18 protein-coding genes and 4 tRNA genes are annotated in these 22,337 nt (G+C 50.4%); 6 read left to right on the forward strand and 16 right to left on the reverse strand.

What is annotated here, in order from left to right; all coding sequences use genetic code 11:
- Positions 1-22 precede the first annotated feature (22 nt).
- The 10 genes from BZJ21_RS05080 to BZJ21_RS05125 form a co-directional block, all read right to left on the reverse strand.
- Positions 23-208 (reverse strand): DUF2065 domain-containing protein, encoded by a 186-nt coding sequence (locus BZJ21_RS05080; RefSeq protein WP_021023483.1) that lies wholly within the window; start codon positions 206-208, stop codon positions 23-25.
- 98 nt (positions 209-306) lie between these two features.
- A complete protein-coding gene (hflC, locus tag BZJ21_RS05085) occupies positions 307-1,197 on the reverse strand; it encodes a protease modulator HflC (RefSeq protein WP_077669285.1) in 891 nt (296 codons plus the stop codon).
- Between the two features lie 2 nt (positions 1,198-1,199).
- A complete protein-coding gene (hflK, locus tag BZJ21_RS05090) occupies positions 1,200-2,360 on the reverse strand; it encodes an FtsH protease activity modulator HflK (protein WP_077669286.1) in 1,161 nt (386 codons plus the stop codon).
- A gap of 49 nt (positions 2,361-2,409) precedes the next feature.
- On the reverse strand, positions 2,410-3,702 hold the full coding sequence (gene hflX / locus BZJ21_RS05095) for a ribosome rescue GTPase HflX (RefSeq protein ID WP_077645970.1): 1,293 nt from the start codon (positions 3,700-3,702) through the stop codon (positions 2,410-2,412).
- A 27-nt stretch (positions 3,703-3,729) separates the two neighbouring features.
- On the reverse strand, positions 3,730-4,008 hold the full coding sequence (hfq, locus tag BZJ21_RS05100) for an RNA chaperone Hfq (protein WP_021023479.1): 279 nt from the start codon (positions 4,006-4,008) through the stop codon (positions 3,730-3,732).
- 76 nt (positions 4,009-4,084) lie between these two features.
- On the reverse strand, positions 4,085-5,026 hold the full coding sequence (gene miaA / locus BZJ21_RS05105) for a tRNA (adenosine(37)-N6)-dimethylallyltransferase MiaA (RefSeq protein ID WP_077669287.1): 942 nt from the start codon (positions 5,024-5,026) through the stop codon (positions 4,085-4,087).
- The gene (gene mutL, locus BZJ21_RS05110) at positions 5,019-6,950 is read right to left on the reverse strand and encodes a DNA mismatch repair endonuclease MutL (protein ID WP_077669288.1); all 1,932 of its coding nucleotides are present in this window, start codon (positions 6,948-6,950) and stop codon (positions 5,019-5,021) included. Before mutL ends, miaA begins: the two co-directional genes overlap by 8 nt.
- 1 nt (position 6,951) lies before the next feature.
- Positions 6,952-8,637, reverse strand: a complete 1,686-nt coding sequence (locus BZJ21_RS05115; protein WP_077669289.1) for an N-acetylmuramoyl-L-alanine amidase — start codon at positions 8,635-8,637, stop codon at positions 6,952-6,954.
- A gap of 1 nt (position 8,638) precedes the next feature.
- Positions 8,639-9,109 (reverse strand): tRNA (adenosine(37)-N6)-threonylcarbamoyltransferase complex ATPase subunit type 1 TsaE, encoded by a 471-nt coding sequence (gene tsaE, locus BZJ21_RS05120; protein ID WP_021023475.1) that lies wholly within the window; start codon positions 9,107-9,109, stop codon positions 8,639-8,641.
- Between the two features lie 68 nt (positions 9,110-9,177).
- Positions 9,178-10,650: a bifunctional ADP-dependent NAD(P)H-hydrate dehydratase/NAD(P)H-hydrate epimerase gene (locus BZJ21_RS05125; RefSeq protein WP_028569672.1), complete on the reverse strand. Its 1,473-nt coding sequence runs from the start codon at positions 10,648-10,650 to the stop codon at positions 9,178-9,180.
- An 80-nt stretch (positions 10,651-10,730) separates the two neighbouring features.
- Here BZJ21_RS05125 and queG point away from each other — a divergent pair, with 80 nt between their 5' ends.
- Positions 10,731-11,858, forward strand: coding sequence for a tRNA epoxyqueuosine(34) reductase QueG (queG, locus tag BZJ21_RS05130; RefSeq protein ID WP_158075504.1), 1,128 nt, complete (start codon positions 10,731-10,733; stop codon positions 11,856-11,858).
- Between the two features lie 470 nt (positions 11,859-12,328).
- Here queG and BZJ21_RS05135 read toward each other — a convergent pair.
- The 5 genes from BZJ21_RS05135 to orn form a co-directional block, all read right to left on the reverse strand.
- Positions 12,329-12,404 (reverse strand) — tRNA-Gly (locus BZJ21_RS05135).
- A gap of 18 nt (positions 12,405-12,422) precedes the next feature.
- Positions 12,423-12,498: transfer RNA gene (locus tag BZJ21_RS05140), tRNA-Gly, on the reverse strand.
- A 30-nt stretch (positions 12,499-12,528) separates the two neighbouring features.
- A tRNA-Gly gene (locus BZJ21_RS05145) sits at positions 12,529-12,604 on the reverse strand.
- A 38-nt stretch (positions 12,605-12,642) separates the two neighbouring features.
- Positions 12,643-12,718 (reverse strand) — tRNA-Gly (locus BZJ21_RS05150).
- A 132-nt stretch (positions 12,719-12,850) separates the two neighbouring features.
- Positions 12,851-13,396 (reverse strand): oligoribonuclease, encoded by a 546-nt coding sequence (gene orn / locus BZJ21_RS05155; RefSeq protein WP_077660559.1) that lies wholly within the window; start codon positions 13,394-13,396, stop codon positions 12,851-12,853.
- Positions 13,397-13,475: 79 nt separating this feature from the next.
- Between orn and rsgA the strand changes: the two genes are divergently transcribed.
- From rsgA to BZJ21_RS05180, 5 genes are all read left to right on the forward strand, one after another.
- The gene (gene rsgA / locus BZJ21_RS05160; protein ID WP_021023472.1) at positions 13,476-14,528 is read left to right on the forward strand and encodes a small ribosomal subunit biogenesis GTPase RsgA; all 1,053 of its coding nucleotides are present in this window, start codon (positions 13,476-13,478) and stop codon (positions 14,526-14,528) included.
- A 97-nt stretch (positions 14,529-14,625) separates the two neighbouring features.
- Positions 14,626-15,489: an archaetidylserine decarboxylase gene (gene asd, locus BZJ21_RS05165; RefSeq protein ID WP_077660560.1), complete on the forward strand. Its 864-nt coding sequence runs from the start codon at positions 14,626-14,628 to the stop codon at positions 15,487-15,489.
- Between the two features lie 182 nt (positions 15,490-15,671).
- Entirely contained in the window at positions 15,672-17,078 is a 1,407-nt protein-coding gene (locus tag BZJ21_RS05170) for an SLC13 family permease (protein ID WP_077669291.1), read from the forward strand.
- A gap of 227 nt (positions 17,079-17,305) precedes the next feature.
- Positions 17,306-19,192, forward strand: a complete 1,887-nt coding sequence (locus BZJ21_RS05175; RefSeq protein ID WP_077669292.1) for a methyl-accepting chemotaxis protein — start codon at positions 17,306-17,308, stop codon at positions 19,190-19,192.
- Positions 19,193-19,394: 202 nt separating this feature from the next.
- Positions 19,395-21,272, forward strand: coding sequence for a methyl-accepting chemotaxis protein (locus BZJ21_RS05180; protein ID WP_077576897.1), 1,878 nt, complete (start codon positions 19,395-19,397; stop codon positions 21,270-21,272).
- Between the two features lie 56 nt (positions 21,273-21,328).
- Here the strand turns inward: BZJ21_RS05180 and epmA are convergent, their stop codons facing one another.
- Positions 21,329-22,306, reverse strand: coding sequence for an elongation factor P--(R)-beta-lysine ligase (gene epmA, locus BZJ21_RS05185; RefSeq protein WP_077669297.1), 978 nt, complete (start codon positions 22,304-22,306; stop codon positions 21,329-21,331).
- Positions 22,307-22,337: the final 31 nt, after the last annotated feature.

A 22,337-nucleotide genomic window follows, 5' to 3' on the forward strand; every position in this document is an offset into this window, starting at 1 on the left:
CGTCAAGCTGACAGCCGCTTTGTTAACCTAAGATGGAATAGGCGAATACAGCGCCAATCACCACTAAACATCCTCCGATACGTCGCAACTGATTATCCGGCTGCTGACTCAGCTCAGTCACCATTTGTCGCCATTGCTTGGGGAATAACATAGGCCCCAGCCCCTCAACAATTAATACTAGCGCGAGCGCCCCCCAGAATGTCATCATGATTCCTTCTCCTTTATTGAACTCTACTGTGCGCAATCATTACCCGATAAAAAAAAGACAAGGCACGATGCCTTGTCTTTTCTGTCGGTGATAACGATTTATTGATCGATCACATCTGGCTGCTTCATGTATTTGAAGAAGTCACTTTTCGGATCAACAATCAGCATATCGCCCTTGCTGTCAAAGCTCTCTCGATAGGCCTGTAGCGAACGTACAAAACTATAGAACTCAGGCTCTTTCTTGAACGCACGGGCAAAAAGCTGCGCCACTTCAGCTTCTGCTTCACCGCGTGTGATTCGCGCCTGACGCTCTGCTTGAGAAAGAATCGTGGCTACCTCAAGTTCTGCTTGTGCGCGAATAATTTCAGCCTGCTCACGACCTTGAGCACGATGACGACGCGCCACAGCTTCACGCTCTGCACGCATACGGGCATAGATGGATTCACTGATCTCGCTTGGAAGATTGATACGCTTGATACGCAAATCAACCAGCTCAATCCCTAAATCACGTATCCCCTCACCCGCGGCACGCTCCAACACACCTTCCATGACTTGGTCGCGCTTTTCAGACACTATCTCTTTGATGGTCTTGTTACCAATTTCGGCACGCAGACCGTCAGAAATACGACGTTGCAGCAGCGACTCAGCCGTGATCTTATTACCGCCCCCTGTGGCAAGGTAGTATTGACCGAAGTCTTTAATTCGCCACTTCAGATAAGAGTCGATAATGACATCTTTTTTCTCTGCAGTAACAAAGCGATCGGCACGGTCATCCATGGTTTGAATGCGCGCGTCGAGGGTCTTCACTCGGTCAAACAACGGCAACTTAAAGTGCAAACCTGGCTGATAGATTTTCGCGATCTCGTTATCCACTTTCAGGACACGTCCAAAGCGAATCACAATACTGCGTTCACCTTCACTCACCACGAAGATCGACATCAAAAATATCACGACCGCTAAGACTATAACCGGGATCATCATCTTACGCATGCTTAGTATCTCCCTTCACGTGATGAACCAGAACGCGGCGCCGATTCAGGCTGTTTTGGCTGAGAGCTTTGCTCCAGCTCAATGCCATACTGGCTGCTCGACGTTTCTTTACGCTGGTTAGGCCCAACGGCTGCCCCTCCCATCAACTTATCCAGCGGGAGATACAAGAGGTTGCTGTTTCCGCTTTGCGAATCCACCATCACCTTACTTGTACTGCTGTACACCTGTTCCATGGTTTGGATATACAGGCGATTACGTGTCACGCGTGGCGCCTCAATATACTCAGGCAACAATTTTTCGAATTGAGAGACTTCACCTTCTGCTTCATTGACCGTACGAGCTTTGTAACCCAATGCGGCTTTTTTCAGCGTTTCGGCTCGACCCGTTGCCTTTGGCAAGACGTCATTACGATACGCTTCTGCTTCACGGATAAAGCGCGCTTCATCCTCACGTGCTGCAATGGCGTCATCAAAGGCATCTTTTACCTGCTCTGGTGGTCGTGCGTACTGGAAATTCACGTCGACAACAATTAAGCCCATGTTGTATTTATCAATGATCTGATTCAACTCAACTTGGGTGCGCTCACGCACTGTTTGACGACCTCGAGTGATAATATCATCCATCACAGAATCACCCACGACCGCACGAAGCGCTGAATCCGTTGCTTGACGCAAGCTGTCATCAGCATTGGTGACACTGTAGAGATACTGCTGGGCATCCATCACGCGATATTGGACATCCATTTCGACGTTGACCACGTTTTCATCTTTGGTCAGCATCAAACCTGAACTGTTTAGCGAGCGGATTGATTCCATATCAACCGTTCTCACGGTATCAACAAACGTCGGTTTCCAGTTAAGGCCAGGTTGCACGACACGATCATACTGACCGAACCGAAGCACCACACCACGCTGCGCTTCGCCAATGGTATAGAAACCGGAAATACCCCATACGATAACACCGATTAGTGCGAGGACACCTAGCCCCGCCATTCCGCCACCGAAAGAAGGTCCTTTGCCTTTCCGGCCACCAAAGCCACCCAGTTTGCGGCTTAGTTTATTGAACAATTCATCAAGATCGGGTGGTCCTTGATTACGGCCACCACGATTCCCCCAGGGGTCTTTGTCGGGACCGCCATTGTTTCCTGGCTCATTCCACGCCATTCGCGCACTCCATCAAATTGATCTGACGATAATTTTTTACTCTAGCAGCCTATTCACTGACGATAAAGTCGCCAAGCTGGTTGCCTTCTCTTTTTTCTAACCGATGCCAGTCTGTTTGCGGCAGCCTAACATCGACTAATAGATGCCCATCGTCTTGGTATTCTTCACTGACAATGCATCGCATCTGGTGAAATTTACTTTGCATCCGACCCGCTAGATTTGGCGGTAGTCGTAATCGATGCCGCACCATGGTACCGGCCAAACGCTCGGTCAGCGCGTCAAAGATGAGCGCAATACCTTGCCCCGACAAGGCTGAAACCCATACGGCTTTCGGCACGCCCTCGTCGTCTCGTTCAATACGAGGCTCAGCCTGATCCAGACTATCTATTTTATTCATGATAAGTAGACGTGGCACATCATCGGCTTCAATCTCTTCGAGCACGCTGTCAACAGCCTCAATGTTGTCACTCAATCGCTCATCACTGGCGTCAACCACATGCAACAATAAGCTCGCTTCTTGCGTTTCTTGCAATGTCGCTTTAAACGCCGCCACCAAATCATGTGGCAAATGGCGAATGAAACCGACGGTATCGGCTAAAATCGCGGTGCCGACATCTTCGACTTCAATCCGACGTAAGGTCGGATCCAAAGTAGCAAACAGTTGATCGGCTGCATAAACGCCAGCTTCGGTAATCCGATTAAACAGCGTCGACTTACCCGCATTGGTATACCCCACCAGCGATACCGTTGGTACCTCGGCACGCGCTCGCGCACGTCGTCCTTGCTCGCGCTGCTTGGCCACTTTGTCTAACCGACGCAAAATCGCTTTTACCCGATCACGCAATAATCGACGATCTGTTTCTAACTGGGTTTCCCCTGGGCCACGTAAACCGATCCCCCCTTTCTGACGTTCAAGGTGGGTCCAGCCACGCACGAGTCGGGTAGAAAGATGCCGTAACTGCGCTAATTCAACCTGCAATTTACCCTCATGCGTACGTGCACGCTGCGCGAAAATATCGAGAATGAGGCCTGTTCGGTCCAATACTCGACATTTAAATCGCTGCTCCAGATTACGCTCTTGGGCGGCAGACAAGGTATGATTGAAGATCACCACATCGGCCCCGACATGCTGCACGGTCTCTGCAATTTCTTGGGCTTTTCCCTCGCCGACAAAATATTTCGGGTGAGGAGACTGACGGCTGCCGACAACAACTTGCAAGGCGTCGACACCCGAGGACGAAACCAGCATTTGAAACTCACTGAGATCATCCCACTCGCCATCATGGGTAAAATTAATATGAACGAGTACAGCCTGTTCACCGGCCTCGTAACGGTCAAACAAGCGAAAGACTCCTTAGCAATTGAATACTCACTCCTCAGGTTTTTCTTGCTGACGATCGCCCTGTGGACGCTCTCCAGCCCCTTGGTTATTGTTGTGATGGCTCACGGCACGTGCCGGCACCACAGTAGAAATGGCATGCTTGTACACCATTTGATTCACGGTGTTTTTCAGCAAGATCACAAACTGATCAAACGATTCGATTTGCCCTTGTAACTTAATGCCATTCACAAGGTAAATGGAAACAGGAATACGCTCACGACGTAACGCATTTAGGAATGGGTCTTGTAATGATTGCCCCTTAGCCATTAGTTCTTTTCCTTATTTGTTTGTAATTGTAGTCAATGTCGCGGTTAAGCAGCGTCCTTGTCAGTGACAGTATACATCAAGTTTCCGTCCCTGCCGTCAACGCTTTTGTCACCGTTTGTAAAGACAGTGACGGCGCGTCACTGTCAAGCCATGTCACATTTTCCCAGCCTCGCAGCCAAGTTATCTGACGTTTGGCTAACTGGCGCGTCGCGCAAATCCCACGGTAAACGGCTTCATCATGGGTGCTACGTCCGGCCAAATAATCCCACATTTGGCGATACCCAACACAGCGGATCGAGGGCAGATCGGGATGCAGATCCTCTCGCTCAAACAGTGTACGTACCTCCTTTTCAAAGCCCGCTTCAACCATTTTGTCAAATCTGAGCTCAATGCGGCGATGCAACTCACCTCGTTCCTGAGGCGCTATTGCAAATTGGTGTACCTGATACGGCAAAGGTTCACCTTTTTTTTCCGTCAATGCGGTCAGGGTTTGTCCACTGATACGGTACACCTCAAGTGCCCGCATAATCCGCTGCGGATCGTTGCGATGGATCCGCGCACCAGAAACAGGATCAACATCACATAACTGTGCATGAAGCGCTTCCCAGCCATGCTGCTGCGCTTCTTTTTCTAATGCGTCACGCACGCTAGGATCCGCACTGGGTAATGGCGATAACCCTTCTAATAACGCTTTAAAATACAACATGGTGCCCCCAACCAACAGAGGGATCTTGCCATTCGACACGATCTTCTTCATTTCTGTGAGGGCGTCTTCACGAAAGTCGGCTGCGGAATAAGCCTGAGCGGGATCTCGAATGTCGATGAGGCGATGCGGCGCCTGTGCTAATTCGTCAGCGGTTGGCTTGGCGGTACCAATATCCATCCCTCGATAAATTAAGGCCGAATCAACACTAATAATTTCAACCGGCATGGTATTGCGTAATGCAATGGCCAGATCCGTTTTTCCCGAGGCGGTTGGCCCCATCAAAAAAATGGCCTTAGGCAGCGGATTAGTCATGTTGTAATGCTTCTATTGCTGAGGTTAGGTCGAGGCGCGTAAACAAGCGTTGTCGCCCTTTTTCCAACGCCTCACCCTGCCAATACTGTTCAATTTCCGATACGGTCTGTACCGCTTGCGCAAGGCTGACTGGATCCGATGCAACTGTCAACTGCTTTGCCAGCCAACCCAACAGGTTCGCGCGATGAACCGGATTAGATTGGCTGGGGTCTAAGCCGCCTAAAAAGTTCAGCAGGGCTGGAACAAAGGCTTGCAGATTCTGTTGCCGCAGTGGTTGGCACACAGACATCACCATTAACTGCTGGCCTTTTACCCGAATATGAATACCAAATTGCCCTAGTAAAGTTTGATAGTGGCTAATCGCATCACATTCGGATGCAGACGCGGATAAACGTTGTGGAATTAATAAAGGCTGAGTGACTAATCCCTCCGCCAAGGCTGGTTGTAACGCCCCTTGATGACGCCAGCTTTCTAACCGATGATGATCAGCTAACCATAAATCCTCACCCCACGACATCAGCACATAATGCTGATCAATCACCGCGAGTACCTTTCCCAAACCAGGTTGACCACTTACTATCTTAGCTGGTGCCATACACGTGCTTACGCTAACCGGCGAAGACGACTGCTCATTCGATGTCGCCTCATCCTTGGCATCGTCAGTGTGAACGGCGGCTCGCGGCGTCATTAACCTTTGATAGGCTTGGGTCGCTTGCTTGGAAGGCGTACTCGAACGGTCAGCGCGCGAAGCTTGCCCTTTTGCTGGCCGTGACGACTCGGTTGACTGTTTCCCCGGATAAGCGGGGAAGGCATTCACCGCTTGCTGATAGGGATGGTCGGTTGCCACGGCCGATGCTCGAGGCTGATAAGACACTGTCTCTCTGACCTCGCCGGTCTCTGGATTGACCGTCTCGTCGATGGGTAACGATGATTGTTGCAGCCCGTCATAAATCGCTTGATAAATAAAGTCATGCACTAGCCGTGCTTGATGAAAGCGGACTTCATGCTTCGCCGGATGAACGTTAACGTCTACCTGATGCGGATCCACATCGATATAAAGCACATAAGCGGCATACTGATCGGGCGCCAAGCTTTGCTCATACCCTTGGCGGATAGCATGGTTGATCAATTTATCTTTCATCATGCGCTGATTGACAAAACAATGCTGCATATCGTTTTGCTGCCGCGCGCCATCAGGGGTACATATCCAACCGCGCAGCGCCATATCATGATGGGTCAAGTCAATCCGCAGCGCATGATCAACAAATTTTTGCCCGCAGATGGCTTTTAGACGACGTAGAGGATCCCCCTTTTCAGGGATACGCCGATATTGGCGAACCTGCGTGCCGTTGTGGCGCAGGTTGATGGTAATATCAAATCGGCTCAAAGCGATACGTCGCAGCAACTCATCAATATGGCTGAACTCGGTTTTATCGGTACGCAAGAACTTACGTCGGGCTGGCGTGTTAAAAAATAAATCCACCACTTCCACGGTACAACCCACCGGATGCGCTGCCGGTTTCACGCTAACGGCCATATCGCGTCCTTCAGCAAAGGCTGACCACGCTTCTTGCTGTTCCGCCGGACGAGAAGTAATGGTAAGGCGCGAAACGGCGCTCACACTCGCTAACGCCTCTCCCCGAAAGCCCAAGCTCATGATCGCTTCTAAATCATCCAGGCTGTGGATTTTGGAGGTCGCATGGCGACTTAATGCCAGCTGTAAATCTGTTTTGCTGATCCCAACACCATTATCACGGACACGAATGAGCTTACTGCCGCCTTTTTCAATATCAACGTCAATACGGGTTGCGCCGGCATCAATACTGTTTTCCACCAGCTCTTTCACCACCGATGCTGGCCGCTCGACCACTTCGCCCGCGGCGATTTGGTTGGCGAGTCGAGCGGGTAATATCTCAATCGCCATATCAGCTTCCTGGAATAATTAAGGTTTGTCCGACCGCCAGGGTATCTGAGCCGAGTTCATTGGCACGACGTAAGCTTTCGATCGTCACCCCATAATTACTGGCAATTTTACCGAGGTATTCACCGCGTTTCACTTTGTGCTTGATGGCCGGTGATGTCGCACCAGGGACCTTCAGTTTTTGCCCGACCCAAAGGGTATCCGACTTGAGATTGTTCGCTTGGCGAAGCGTGCTCAATGAGACTTGATACTGCTCGGCGATTTTACCGAGAAATTCGCCACGGCTCACGGTATGCGTCAGGGTTTGTGTGGGTGCCCGCTCGGCTTTACCGGCTAACTTAGCCACATCGACATTTGGAATTGATAGCACTTGTCCCACCTGCAGCGTGCTTGAGGTTAAGCCGTTCGCCGATTTTATCGCAGCTATTGAGCTTTGATACTGTTTGGCGATAACTGAGAGGGACTGTCCCGGGCTGACTTTGTGTTTTACCCCGTTTTTGCGCGCGGCAAACAAGGTGCCGTCAGGAGGAAAACGTTCAAAATAATTACGAATACCGTGATAAATGGCATTCGCCAAACCACGTTGATGCCCTCGTTGGAATAACAAACGCTCTTCTTGCGGATTAGAAATAAATCCGGTCTCTACCAACAAAGACGGGATATCCGGCGATTTGAGCACGGCCAAACTCGCATGCTCAGGGCTCGATTTGTGCAGCTTGGTCACTTTACCCAGCTCTTTAAGCACCCGAGTCGCGACGTTGTAGCCTTCTTTTTGCGAGTTACTAAACTGCAAGTCCAACACCGCACGGCTTAAATATTCGTCCTCGTTATTTTGTGCGAGCAAAGAGCCACCACCTAACAAGTTGGATTGCTCTTCATGTTTTTCAATCCAGCGACCAATTTCACTGTTCGCTCGGCGGCGTGAGAGCACCCACACCGAGGCACCACGAGGTTGTGGCTGATGAAAACCGTCGGCATGCACTGAGACGAGTAAATGGGCTTTGTGTTTGCGTGCGATTTCAGAACGCTGATTCAAATCAACAAAATAGTCACCGGTACGGGTCAAGACGGCCCGCATTCCCGGCACCGCATTGATGCGTGCAGCCGCTTGTTTAGCAATGGCAAGATTGACATCTTTTTCCTGCTTGCGACGCGGCCCAATGGCGCCGGGATCGTTACCGCCGTGCCCGGGGTCAATCGCGACGACAATGTCTTCAGTGCCAAAGGGTAAAGCCGCGACCGTCTCACGCCGCTTCTTTTCCGCTACCGAGAGTGTCGGTTTGTTCTTATCCACTTTTTGCGCGTGCGGTAAATCAACCACTAAACGGTGGCCATACTCGCCTCCCGGTGCGAGAGAAAATATCGTCGGCTTAGCGTCATTTTTTAACTCAAAAACCAGTCGATACGTGCTGGCATCAGGGGGACTGCTCTTGCGGATTTTAGTCAGAATATCGCTGCCTTTAACCTGCTTTGGCAAGCCGGTGGCGAGCTGACTTTGTTTCAAGTCGACCACAAGTCGGTCCGGACGTGTTAAAGAAAAATAACTAAAATCCGCCTTTTCAGCGAGATCAACCACCACCCGGGTTTCATTCGGTGCCGGCCACACCCGAATATTTTCGATTTTGTTGGCCCAACTTGTTGCACTCAACAAACTGGCGATCATCAAGATGCAAAGCCGCTGCCACATCATGCTAGTCTTCCCATTCTAGGCGGTCGATAATAGCCAGGCCTGCCGCGCTATTGGCATCAATAATAAGGTTGCGCTGCTCACCGTCGTAACGCAGAGTGATATCCAGATCGGCATGCGGTAACCAGCCTTCTCCCTTTTCTGGCCATTCAATTAAGCACAGCGCTTGTTGATTAAAATAATCTCGGATCCCCATAAACTCCAACTCTTCTGGATCCGCCAAACGGTAGAGATCGAAATGATACACTTGCCAAGGTGTTAGCTCATAAGGTTCAACCAAGGTATAGGTTGGACTTTTGACATTACCGGTATGCCCCATCGCCTGGATAAAACCGCGGCAAAACGTGGTCTTTCCCGCACCAAGATCGCCATGTAGATAGCAGGTTGTACTTTGCGTACAAGCACGCGCCAGTGCCGCGCCGAAAGCCACCGTGCGATCCGCATCGGTCAACTGAGTGATAAAAGTCTGGGTCATACTACTTTGGGATCTCGTCTGTTATTTATGTCATAAACGGCTCTGATTACTGAACCAGGCGCGTTTCTCTAATCCACTAACTGCTGCAAATAGGGAAACAAATCGCTGGCGAGCAATCCTCTTTCACCGGCCTGAGCGGCGTAATCACCCGCTTTACCATGAAGGTAGCAACCCAATGTTGCCGCCGAGAATAAATCAACGCCTTGCGCCAACAAACTACCGATTACCCCCGAGAGAACATCGCCCATTCCCCCAGACGCCATGCCAGGATTGCCCACATTTGCAACAGCATAATCCGTGCCATCATATACGATCGTTCCTGCCCCTTTAAGCAAAACGACACCACCATACCGTGTTTGTATCGCTTTGACGGCGGCAAAACGATCGAGTTCCACCTCTTTTACTTCACAGCCCAATAAGCGAGCGGCCTCGCCTGGGTGAGGCGTGAGAATCCAATCGTCGCGGTGTTGGGGTTGCCGCGCTAATTTATTTAATCCATCCGCATCAACAACCTTAGGCAACCGTGCCGAGAGGGCGATGGTCCAGAGTGCATCCGACCACGCACTCTGGCCAAGTCCAGGGCCGATAACAATATGGGTGGCCCAAGACAAGGCATCACCTAATGATTGGCCCGGCGCCCAGCTTTGCGTCATTAGCTCAGGCTGACGCGTGACGAGCATCAAGGTATGGTCTTTTTGCGTCACAACTTTGACTAGGCCGGCGCCAGTGCGTAACGCAGCTTGGGCACAAAGCGTCACGGCACCGGCCATACCATGGTCGCCGCCTAAACAAAGAACGCGACCAAATTGCCCTTTATGTGCACTGCGCGCTCGGGGCGGGAGGCATTGCGTTTTGATATCGTCACTGATCAGCTGCCCAGCCGGTTCCGCTTGACGTGCAAAGGCTGTTGCTACATTGAGACCAGCAAAAATAAGTTCACCGCGATGCGTGACCGCTTGCCCGGTTAATAAGCCTTGTTTTAATGCAATCAAGGTAACCGTTATATCCGCTGCGATTGCCACACCTTTTACACAGCCACTGTTGGCACATAAGCCAGACGGAATATCAACCGCCACCACTGGCACGTGGCAATGATTAATCACCCTGACCGCTTGGGCAAAATCGCCTTCAACCGCGCGCGATAAACCGGTGCCCAACATGGCATCGACAATGACATCAAACTGCGTGACGGTAGGCTGGGTCTTAATAACGCTTCCACCACAATCTTGCCACTCTTGCCAAGCGGTTGCCGCGTCGCCACTAAGTTTTTCTGGCGCGACCAATGACCATATGGTGACATTTAATCCCGCTGATTTCGCCAACCGAGCAATCACATAACCATCGCCGGCGTTGTTGCCCGCACCACAGACGATCAATAACCGTGCCGCGTTAGGATAATACTGATTGATACTATCAAAGACGGCTTGGCCAGCTCTTAACATCAGCTGATACATAGGAATATCCAACGCACGCGCGACAGCCTGTTCGCCTTCACGAACTTGCTCTGCACGATAGAAACTCTGTGGTAAACTTGTCGCCATCAACTGCCTCCATTGATTGTACTGCACCACTTAAGGCCTCAGGATCTACCGCTATGTCGCAACCCACGCCCGATGCATCGATTAATTTCGACCAATTAGCCCAACGTATCAAGCAATGGGGACAAGCGCTAGGCTTCCAGCATGTCGGGATCACGGATGTTGATCTCAAGCAACATGAGGCGCAACTGCAACGTTGGCTCGACAATGGCTATCACGGTGAGATGGCGTGGATGGCGCGACATGGCATGATGCGTGCGCGCCCAGAGGAGTTGGTGCCTGGTACGGTACGCGTGATCAGTGTACGCATGAATTATTTACCACCAGAAGCGGGATTTGCCACCACATTGGCCAATCCACGTTTAGGTTATGTGAGTCGCTATTCTTTAGGGCGCGACTATCACAAACTCATCCGCAACCGATTGAAAAAGCTGGGGCAGCAAATCGAAGCCGAGGTTGGCCCCTATGGCTATCGTCCTTTTGTCGACTCGGCACCTGTTTTAGAACGTCCGTTGGCAGAAAAAGCAGGGTTGGGATGGACAGGTAAACACTCATTGATCCTTAACGAGGAAACGGGATCCTGGTTTTTCCTCGGCGAGCTATTGGTTGATCTCCCTTTACCGACGGATACTCCCGTTGATAATCAGTGTGGCAAGTGCGTTGCTTGTATGACGAGCTGCCCAACCCAAGCGATTGTTGCGGAAGGAGTGGTCGATGCCCGGCGCTGTATTTCCTACCTCACCATTGAATATGATGGTGTGATCCCTATGGAGTTTCGCCACGCGATAGGTAACCGCATTTACGGTTGCGATGACTGCCAGCTCGTTTGTCCATTCAACCGCGAGGCTGAACTCACTTTAGAAGCCGACTTTCACTGTCGCCCTAGCCTTGATCAACAGCCGCTCAGCACACTTTTTAATTGGGATGAGGACACTTTTTTATCCTTAACGCAAGGGTCGGCTATTCGTCGTATTGGGATTAAAAAGTGGCGACGCAATCTTGCTATCGCGATGGGCAACGCGCCTTATGATCCAGAGATCGTTGCGAGCTTACGAGCTCGGCATGGAGAGGATGCACTGGTTGATGCACATATAGAGTGGGCGCTCGGTGAGCAAGAAAGCAAACGACAGCGCATTGATGTGGCCGTACTCCCCACCAGCACTCGCCGCCTGGTGCGCATCATTGAAAAAGGGTTACCGCGAGACGCTTAGCACTGTTAAATAGCAGAAAGATGACGCCATTCACATTATGTGGAAAACTATTAAGCAATGTGTGTTTATGGTGCGCTTTTTGATAGTTAAACACATAGGCAGGGCATTAAGCGAGCAAGATCACGATAGTGAATAACACTGTGGAAAAGCATTAGTTAACCTGGAAAAAAATACACTATTCCCCTTTATTTTCAGCTAAATAGAGAAAAATGGTGTTTATTTCCGGTGTACAACATCATCCTCGTGCTTGCTGACAAGATCACCGGCATGGCGGGCTTTATAGAATTCATCAACCAAGTTATCCACAAAACGAATCTTGTGGATAAAGCTGTGCATTAGTAATTAAAAGCACGCCAATACGCCGCTTCCAGAGGAAGTACGTTAGGTGTGAATTTGATGCTAGAGATGATGCTTCACAGCATTAAAGACGGCGCTATATGTAACGCCACACTTGCGGTTAACCAAGTGATTGGAGCGACACACGGGGTTCGAACCCGTGACCTCAACCTTGGCAAGGTTGCGCTCTACCAGCTGAGCTAGTGTCGCTTATACCGAATTGTTATTTGGAGCGACATACGAGGTTCGAACTCGTGACCTCAACCTTGGCAAGGTTGCGCTCTACCAGCTGAGCTAATGTCGCATTGCCGATGCGTAACATCGAATTTTAAATTGGAGCGACACACGAGGTTCGAACTCGTGACCTCAACCTTGGCAAGGTTGCGCTCTACCAGCTGAGCTAGTGTCGCTTAGATCGACCTGATCACTATCAGATCGATATTTAATTTGGAGCGACATACGAGGTTCGAACTCGTGACCTCAACCTTGGCAAGGTTGCGCTCTACCAGCTGAGCTAATGTCGCTTTCAACAGACGATTCACGTCGTTAGGGCTGCGAATTATACGAAGAAAAAACCGGGTTGCAAGTGCTGATAAGCAAAATTATGATTTTTTCTTTTGATCGCTCAAAAGAGCAACAGATCGACGAAAAGAAAATCAGATCGTCAGGATCCTTTCGCGATAGAACTGCAATTCTGCAATTGATTCCCGAATGTCGTCAAGGGCTAAATGGGTGCCTTTTTTAGAAAACGCATTCAGTATTTCGGGCTGCCAACGGCGCGTAAGCTCTTTCAGCGTACTGACGTCCACGGTGCGATAGTGAAAATAACGCTCCAGCGCTGGCATATGACGATAGAGAAAACGACGATCTTGGCCCACACTGTTACCACAAATCGGGGAGGCCCCCGCGGGTACCCATTGAGATAAAAATGCGATCGTTTTCTCAATAGCCGCTTGCTCACTGACTTGGCTTTGTTGCACACGCGCAACCAAACCAGACTGGGTATGCGTTTGCGTACACCAATCGTCCATTTTATCGAGTTCGCTTTGCGGCTGATGGATCGCTAATACCGGCCCTTCTGCCAGGATATTAAGCTGTGCATCGGTCACAATCGTTGCGATCTCAATGATCTTGTGGGTGTCCGGATCGAGCCCGGTCATTTCCAGATCGATCCAGATTAAATTGTTTTCACTGAACGCCATTGAACTTGCCTTTTTTATGGGTAAACCATGTATCATACTGTGCTTGATATGAAAGCCAACTTAACTGATAAGAGTCAACGTGGCAAAAAAGAAAAAGCTTACTAAAGGCCAATTGCGGCGGGTTCGATCGAACCAGCAACGTCGGATCAAACAGCATGATAACGACATCCAATGGGAAGATGCTGCCCTTGAATCCTCTCGTGAAGGCCGAGTGATCACGCGATTTGGGCAACATGCCGACATTGAAGATCCGCAAACAGGGAAAATACACCGGTGCAATCTTCGTCGTTCCGTCGGTAGCCTGGTAACAGGTGATCGCGTCATTTGGCGCCCAGGCAAAGAAGCACTCGAGGGATTTGCCGGCGTGGTTGAAGCGGTACATGATCGCATGTCGGTTCTAACACGGCCAGATTACTATGACGGCGTTAAACCCGTTGCCGCCAATATCGATCAAGTGGTGATCGTGGCCGCGATCTTGCCCGAGCTGTCGCTCAATATTATCGACCGTTACTTAATTGCGTGTGAAGTACTCAATATCGCCCCGCTCATTGTGGTCAATAAAGTCGACCTGCTGGATGATGACGGCCGAGAGATGGTCGAGACGCTGCTCGATATCTATCGAGATATTGGCTATCCCTTGGTGATGGTGAGCGCCGATTCTGGTGAGGGCATGTCGACACTGGTTGAACAATTGGATCAACATGTCAGTGTGTTCGTGGGGCAATCAGGCGTGGGTAAATCAAGCCTGGTCAATACCTTATTACCCGATGTGCATGCGCAAACGCATCAGGTATCAGAAAACTCAGGACTGGGGCAACACACCACGACCGCGGCACGCTTGTATCATTTCGCCCAAGGGGGCGATCTCATTGACTCGCCTGGCGTGCGCGAGTTCGGTTTATGGCACCTTGAGCCGGAACAAATCGCCCATGGGTTTGTCGAATTTCGTGAGTATTTAGGTGGGTGCAAATTCCGCGACTGCAAACATGGCGACGACCCAGGTTGCCTGCTTCGTCAGGCGGTCGAAGATGGCCATATTAGTGTCGAACGCTTTGACAGCTACCACCGCATTATTGAAAGCATGAAAGAAGCAAAAGATAACCGACAGTTCTCACGAAATAAGCAACTGTGAGCCGCTGTCACTACACGTATTGATTCGCTACACTGCGTGCCAATCCATAGCACGCATTGAGCGTAATTAACATTCAATAACTTGTCAGGACGAAACTGTGCGAGACGATTTAAAAGTCGGGCTGCAATACCTTGCGCCGAAACACGCTCTTACCCGAGTCATGGGCAAATTGGCTAGCTTAAAAGGCGGCTGGTTCACAACCTCGGTGATTAAGTGGTTTATTAAGCAGTATCACGTCGATATGGGCGAAGCAAAGGTCAGTGATCCTGGCTACTATCGTACCTTTAATGATTTTTTTGTCCGTGAACTAAAACCTGCGTTACGTCCCATCGAAGGCGATAATGATACCTTGGTTTTTCCTGCCGATGCCTGCGTCAGTCAAGCGGGACGCATCGAGCAGGGGCAATTAATCCAAGCCAAAGGCCACTACTTTTCATTAACCGAATTAATCGGCGGCGATGCAGCACTCGCCAGCCAATTTGATGAGGGAGCGTTCGCCACCTTATATCTCTCACCGCGTGATTATCACCGCGTCCATATGCCATGCGACGGGGTACTGCGCGAGATGATCTATATTCCTGGCGATCTCTTTTCAGTCAACCCGGTAACAGCAGAAAACGTTCCCAACCTGTTCGCGCGCAATGAGCGTGTTGTCTGTCTCTTTGAAACAGATTTCGGCCCCATGGCGCAAATTTTAGTGGGGGCGACCATTGTCGGTAGCATTGAAACCACGTGGGCGGGCACGGTGACACCGCCAACTGGCGGCAGCATTCGTCGTTGGCAATACCCGACCGAGGGCGAGCAAGCGATTCACTTTGTCCAAGGTGATGAGATGGGCCGATTCAAGCTGGGCTCAACCGTGATTAACCTCTTTCCAAACGGTGCCCTGCACTTCGACGACCAAGTTACCCCTGGCGCACCTACGCAAATGGGGCAGCCCTACGCGCATCGGCAGGCGTAATCGAAAAAATTGTGAGATAAGGGGCATTTATGCCCCTTTTTTGTGTCGAAATTCGGAGATTTTTCCCGTTAATCAACAGGCAAGGTCCGTATTATTGGAGGTATTCTGTTAGCAATAAAGCGCTTGCCAATCCAACTGTAAGGCATGACGCGGTCGCCCACCAATGACGAAGGAGCGTATTTGTGGTTAATGCTCGTTTTATCAAGCTACTTGTCGCACTCGGCTTCCCCTTATTATTACTGCTCATCCCCACTGATTGGTTGCCTATTGCCGATCTTACGATTATTCAGCACCGCTTATTAGCCATCTTTTTAATGGCCGCGTTATTGTGGGTGCTTGAGCCCGTTCCCGTTTTTTCTACGTCTTTGCTCATCATCACCCTGCAACTGATCATGATTTCAGACAAAGGCTTGCACTGGTTTCGTGGCATAACGCCTCATCATCCGCGTGGCGAGTTAATTCCTTACACCGATATATTAAGTGCCTTTTCATCGCCTATTATCATCCTGTTTATGGGTGGGTTTTCGTTGGCTATCGCGGCGTCTAAATATCAGCTCGACATTAACCTTGCCCGCGTGTTACTCAAACCTTTCGGCCAACACCCCAAGTTCATTATGCTGGGGCTGATGTTGATCACGGCGGTATTTTCAATGTTTATGTCCAATACCGCGACAACTGTCATGATGTTGGCCCTATTAGCGCCCATTATCAGTGTGCTACCCAAAGGCGATCCGTTAATTAAAGCGATGGTGCTTTGCATTCCGGTCGCCGCGAATACCGGAGGAATCGCTACCCCTATCGGCACACCGCCAAACGCGATCGCGCTACAGTATTTAACCGGCGAATATCAAGTCTCCTTTTTAGACTGGATGAAGATGGGGCTCCCCTTCGTGATCGTCCAACTCAGTTTTGCTTGGTGGCTGTTACAACGCCTCTTTCGCAGTCAACACACTCGAGTGGAGCTTGCGTTAGAAGGCCGTTTTTTACAAAGCTGGCAAGCCTATACCGTTTATATTACCTTTGCGCTGACCATTGTTCTGTGGCTCACCACAGGCGCTCATGGCATGAATACGTATGTCGTCGCGGTGATCCCTCTGGCTATTTTTACCCTGACAGGGATCATTGGTAAGCCAGAGCTTAAGCAAATTAACTGGGATGTGCTTTGGCTGGTCGCCGGCGGGATTGCAATGGGGATCGCACTGGATCAAACCGGTCTCGCCGCAGCCCTCGCCCATGCAGTGGATTACAGCTTGCTCACTGCCATGACCGTTTTAATTACCTTATCGGTGATTTGCTGGCTGATGGCTAATTTTATGTCCAATACAGCGACCGCAAACTTGTTAATGCCGATTGCGGCGGCGATTGCCTCTTCCATGCCAGCGTTAGCAAGCATTGGCAGCATGCAAGGCTTGCTCATTGTTGTCGCTTTTTCCGCCTCTCTCGGCATGATTTTACCGGTATCGACCCCTCCCAACTCGCTCGCTTACTCCACGGGGTTTATCAGTAGTCAAGATCTGGTCAAAGTCGGTCTTATTCTCGGGGTTAGTGGTTTGATGCTGGTTTATGGCGGGGTTGTCTTATTAACCTGACAGGCGTTTCATTGATGAGACAAAAAACCGATAAGTCGTTTCCATTTTACATAAGTGTCTATTTTTTATTGGTTAAAAATGGGATAACACGAGTGATGCAGGCGTTAGCGAGCTTGAGAGGAAAACTTTTTTTAAATTCTATCCCCTCCCAGGCTCAAGCTTTCTACAATTAAGCAGATACTCAATAAGAAAGTATCGTCATAGTGTGGTAGTACGAGGGATCTTTAATGAAATTTACCATCAAGACCAAAATATTACTTGCGGTTGCTTTGGTCGTCGCCTTAGTCAGTGCAGTACAGGCATGGTTTTCAGTCAATCAACTTGAAGCAGAAACCGAACAAAGCGTCACCGCTCAAATGAGAGATGTGGGGCTATCAACGAGCAACTTTATCGAAGAATGGCTCGACATCCGCAGCAAAATGCTCGTCGCGAATGTGCCTTTGATTGCTAGCCAACCGAATGTTGATCGCGAATTATTACTGACCAAACGCCAGGGTGATTTTCTTACCGTCTATGCCGGCTTTGCTGATGGAACCATCGCCTATGGTGATAAAACCGAAAGCTGGCCAACCGACTATGACCCTCGTTCACGTCCTTGGTATAAGCAAGCCAATGCGGCAAACGATTTAATTATTACGCCTCCTTATGTCGATGCCAATGGCGCTGGCATGGTCATCAGCTTTGCTAAAGCATTTAATCAACAGTTCGAAGGGGTTATTGCTGCTGACTTATCTGTCGACGCCATTGTCAAAGAGGTGCTTAACGTACGCCTACCCAACGAAGGCTTCGCGTTTTTGGTTGATAGTAACAATAAGGTGGTCGCCTATCGCGATACCGCGCTGAGTGGAAAAGCTTTAACGCAGGTCGACGATGAGCTCACACCAGCCTTCATCCAAAATGCACGAAACAGCCAAGCACTGGGCACCGTGACGTTCGATGGCGATGGCCGCGAAAAACTCATTGCGGTCACAAAAGTGGAAGGCGCTAACTGGAGTCTAGGGGTGGTTCAAGACAAACAACTGGCGTTTGCCTCCGTTTCCGAGCAAATAGTCTCCACGTTGGTCACGTCGGTGATTTTGTTTGTCGTTATCGCTTTTATTGCCGGCTTCCTCATTCACCGTATGCTGGCCCCGCTGACTCAGCTGACGCACGCAGTAAGTTCCTTATCGCAAGGCAGTGGCGATCTTACTCAGCGTCTTGATATTGTGCGCCACGATGAAATCGGTGAGTTAGCCGGACACGTCAATGCGTTTTTAGCGCAATTGCAAGCCATGATTGGTCGAAGCGTCACCCAAAGTGTGGGATTGTCTGAACGCGCGGACCAATGTCGAAATCTTGCGCATCAATCGACCGGTTTGGTCGGACAACAGCAAGGTGATATCGATCAAATCGCGACCGCCATTCACCAAATGTCAGCCACTGCCAATGAAGTGGCCAGCAATGCCGAACAAACCGCTCGTTCAGCCCAAGAAGCAGAAAGTTCATGCCGGGATGGCCTAGAGGTCGTGGAAAGTAACCGTGACGCGATCACACAGTTGGCAGAACAGGTCGAACAAGCCACCAATGTGATTCGAGAGCTAGACACAAACTCGCAAAGCATTAATCAAATCATTTCCACCATCCAAGGGATTGCCGAGCAAACGAACCTACTGGCGCTTAACGCCGCGATCGAGGCTGCGCGTGCTGGTGAGCAAGGCCGAGGGTTTGCGGTGGTCGCTGACGAGGTACGTGTACTGAGTCAACGCACGCACGACTCCACCGAAGAAATCCGCAATATGATAGAAACGCTGCAGAACACGACACAACGTGCGGTGGATGGCATGACCCAAAGTAACGAAATGGCAACCTCCAGTGTCGATCGCGCCGCCTCAGCCAGTGATAAACTCAATCAAATCACACGCGCGATTGGCGATATCTCCGAAATGGCGGCACAAATTGCCAGCGCGGCTGAAGAGCAACGTGCCGTCACTGAAGATATCAATCGCAATACCCAAGCGGTGCGCGATTTATCACTGGAGCTTCATCAAAAATCGAACGAAACGGGGGAGCAAGGCGAGCAAATGGCGCAAGACGCGCAGGCGATGCACAGTGACTTGTCTAAATTTAAAGTCTAACGCGTCAACGATATGAACACGGCGATGCAACCAGGCTGCCTATACCAGTAGGCAGCCTCTCTATTGGAAGAAAGATCACAAATTCTGCGTTCAACGATTCCTTATCCTCACTAATCAACGCGATTTGCCTCATTGATCTAACTTTGCTGTAAGCCTTGCGTATACACTCAAAGATATTTTTTAATGAGATGGAAATGTGTCTATGCCCAAGCCGACAATTAAGCTGAAAATCATTGTGGCTATTGCCTTTATCGTCGCGCTGGTCAGTGCGGTGCTTGCCAGCATTTCTGTGCGTCAGCTCCAAACTGAAACCACCACCAGCATTACCAAACAAATGCATGATGTCGGTGATGCCACCACCCAGTTCATTGATAGCTGGTTAAGTACGCGTGCCGATATGCTTCTGGCCAATGAGACACTGATTGCAAATAACGCCAATGTCGATCGTGAACTGCTAGTGACGAAGCGTGCGGGGCACTTTTTATCCGTTTATGCTGGATTTAGCGATGGACGCATTGCTTATGGTGATAAAAGTGAAGACTGGCCAGCGGATTACGATCCGCGCACACGGCCCTGGTACCAGAGTGCGAGTGGAGTCAATGAACTTATTATTACTGAGCCCTATCAGGATTTTGACGGTAGCCTAGTGGTCAGTTTAGCCAAGGCCTTTAATGGCCAATACCAAGGTGTGATCGCCGCCGATGTCACCGTGACTGATATCGTCGAGCAGGTGCTCAATTTGAAGCTCAGTAATGGCTTTGCCTTTTTGGTCGACGGTGAAAATCGCCTCGTCGCGTATCGTGATACGGACTTAAGTCGCCAACCGCTCACCGATCTGGATGACGAGCTGACTCGCAACTTTATGGCCAATGCCAGTGCGCAACGCCAACTCACCACCTTTGAGCTCAACGGCAAAGAAAAACTGCTTGCTGCAATAACCGTCCCCAACACCGATTGGACGCTGGGTATTGTCGAAGATAAAGCGCAAGCTTACGCCTCCGTATCAGAGCAAATTACTTTTGTGGTGATCGCCTCAGTCATTCTTTTTGTCGTGATCGCCTTTATCGCCGGGGCCCTGATTAAACAATTACTCAAGCCGTTGGGTGAATTAACCGCAGCGGTGCGGACGCTCTCTGCCGGTGAAGGAGATCTGACCCAAAGGATCAACATAGCCCGTCGCGATGAAATTGGTGAATTGGCCGAGTACGTTAACGCCTTCCTTGCACAACTTCAGCAAATGGTCGGTAAAGCGGTCAATCAAAGCATGACATTGTCGCAAAGCGCCGAGGAATGCCGAACCCATGCGTTACAATCGAGTCAATTAGTCGACAAGCAGCAAAACGATGTCGACCAAATTGCTACCGCGATCCATGAGATGTCGACCACCGCCAACGAAGTGGCCAGCCATGCCGAGGATACCGCCACATCGGCGCAACAAGCGGAGCAATCATGCCAAGAAGGGTTAAGTGTGGTGGGTGACAACCGCGACGCCATCACTCAATTGGCTCAGCAAGTCGAGCGCGCCACCAATGTGATCCGTGAGCTGGATGAGAACGCGCAGAGCATTAACCAAATTATTGCGACCATACAAGGGGTGGCGGAACAAACCAACCTGTTGGCATTGAATGCGGCGATAGAAGCGGCACGCGCGGGTGAACAAGGGCGCGGCTTTGCGGTAGTCGCCGATGAAGTACGGGTATTAAGCCAACGGACACACGACTCCACCGAAGAAATTCGCAATATGATTGAGACCCTGCAACACACTACGCAACGGGCCGTGGATGATATGACGCAAAGTAATGAGATGGCGACATCAAGCGTTGATCGTGCTGAAGCTGCGAGTGAGCGTCTCAACCAAATCACCACTGCGATTGGGCGGATTTCAGAAATGGCGATTCAAATTGCCAGCGCCGCAGAAGAGCAGCGCGCGGTCACCGACGATATTAATCGCAATACCCAAGCGGTAAAAGATCTCTCCTACGAGATCCATCAACAAGCGAGCGCCACAGGCGACCAAGGTGACAGCATGGCGCAGGCGGCTCAAGACATGCATCAAGACTTATCTAAATTTAAAGTCTAAACCGGTCCCTGCCCTAAACGCCGCCTTAGAGCGGCGTTTTTATCGGTGCGGCCTTGTTAAGCGCGCGAAACAGGAAACGCGGTCACCGCATCAATATGGTCACACCCCAAAGCCAGCATGACTAAGCGATCAACACCCAGCGCCACGCCCGCACAATCGGGTAAGCCTGCCTCTAATGCGGCGAGCAAGTGCGTATCGATAGGTTGTGGCGCTAATCCTCGTGCAATCCGCGCTTGGTTATCCGCCTCAAACCGCCGACGCTGTTCGCAAGCGTCTTGCAACTCATAAAAACCATTTGCCAGCTCAATCCCTTGGTCATACACCTCAAAGCGATGCGCAACACGTGGATCCACTTGGCTAATTTTTGCTAACGCTGCTTGTGATGCAGGAAAGTCATAAATAAAGGCGGGCGCCTGCTGGCCAATATTCGGCTCCACCATCACCGAAAAAAGCAGTTGCAATAAGGTATCTTTATCTGTCTCATCTTGGGTGATATCGGCCAATCCCTGAGTGGCCGCAAGGGCTCGCAGCTGAGCAATATCCGCGGTTAATGGACACAGCCCGGTAGTAGACTCAAACGCCTCTTGATAGCTCATCCGTGTCGCAGCCTGACACCTTAGTACAGCTTGTAACAACGCGTTCATTTCATCCATCAACTGGTGGTGATCAAAACCAGGGCGATACCATTCGAGCATGGTAAATTCCGGATTGTGGTAACGGCCAGCTTCTTCGTTACGAAACGCTTTACTGATTTGGTAAATCGGCCCGCTCCCCGCGGCCAATAACCGCTTCATATGAAACTCAGGGCTGGTCATTAAGTGCAACGACACGCCGTCAGCGAAACCTGGCCCAACCAAAGACGTTTTAAAGCTATGTAGGTGCACATCGGTGACCGCCGCTTGGCTAAGTGCTGGCGTATCCACTTCCCATACGCCACGGTCAGCAAAAAATTGCCGAAGGCGTGCCATGATATCGGCTCGCTTTTTTAGTTGCTCTAGCGACGCGGTTGGTTGCCATTGCGTGGTTAAGGTCATAAAAAATTCTCTGTTCGCACCATGGCGCCAG

Source organism: Salinivibrio costicola subsp. alcaliphilus, assembly GCF_001996185.1.
Lineage (GTDB): Bacteria > Pseudomonadota > Gammaproteobacteria > Enterobacterales > Vibrionaceae > Salinivibrio > Salinivibrio costicola.

Coding starts and splice junctions, on each gene's coding strand:
- BZJ21_RS05080 (WP_021023483.1), bottom strand. CDS start 208: ATGATGACATTCTGGGGGGCGCTCGCGCTAGTATTAATTGTTGAGGGG.
- hflC (WP_077669285.1), bottom strand. CDS start 1,197: ATGCGTAAGATGATGATCCCGGTTATAGTCTTAGCGGTCGTGATATTT.
- hflK (WP_077669286.1), bottom strand. CDS start 2,360: ATGGCGTGGAATGAGCCAGGAAACAATGGCGGTCCCGACAAAGACCCC.
- hfq (WP_021023479.1), bottom strand. CDS start 4,008: ATGGCTAAGGGGCAATCATTACAAGACCCATTCCTAAATGCGTTACGT.
- miaA (WP_077669287.1), bottom strand. CDS start 5,026: ATGACTAATCCGCTGCCTAAGGCCATTTTTTTGATGGGGCCAACCGCC.
- mutL (WP_077669288.1), bottom strand. CDS start 6,950: ATGGCGATTGAGATATTACCCGCTCGACTCGCCAACCAAATCGCCGCG.
- BZJ21_RS05115 (WP_077669289.1), bottom strand. CDS start 8,637: ATGATGTGGCAGCGGCTTTGCATCTTGATGATCGCCAGTTTGTTGAGT.
- tsaE (WP_021023475.1), bottom strand. CDS start 9,109: ATGACCCAGACTTTTATCACTCAGTTGACCGATGCGGATCGCACGGTG.
- BZJ21_RS05125 (WP_028569672.1), bottom strand. CDS start 10,650: ATGGCGACAAGTTTACCACAGAGTTTCTATCGTGCAGAGCAAGTTCGT.
- orn (WP_077660559.1), bottom strand. CDS start 13,396: ATGGCGTTCAGTGAAAACAATTTAATCTGGATCGATCTGGAAATGACC.
- BZJ21_RS05175 (WP_077669292.1), top strand. CDS start 17,306: ATGAAATTTACCATCAAGACCAAAATATTACTTGCGGTTGCTTTGGTC.
- BZJ21_RS05180 (WP_077576897.1), top strand. CDS start 19,395: ATGCCCAAGCCGACAATTAAGCTGAAAATCATTGTGGCTATTGCCTTT.
- epmA (WP_077669297.1), bottom strand. CDS start 22,306: ATGACCTTAACCACGCAATGGCAACCAACCGCGTCGCTAGAGCAACTA.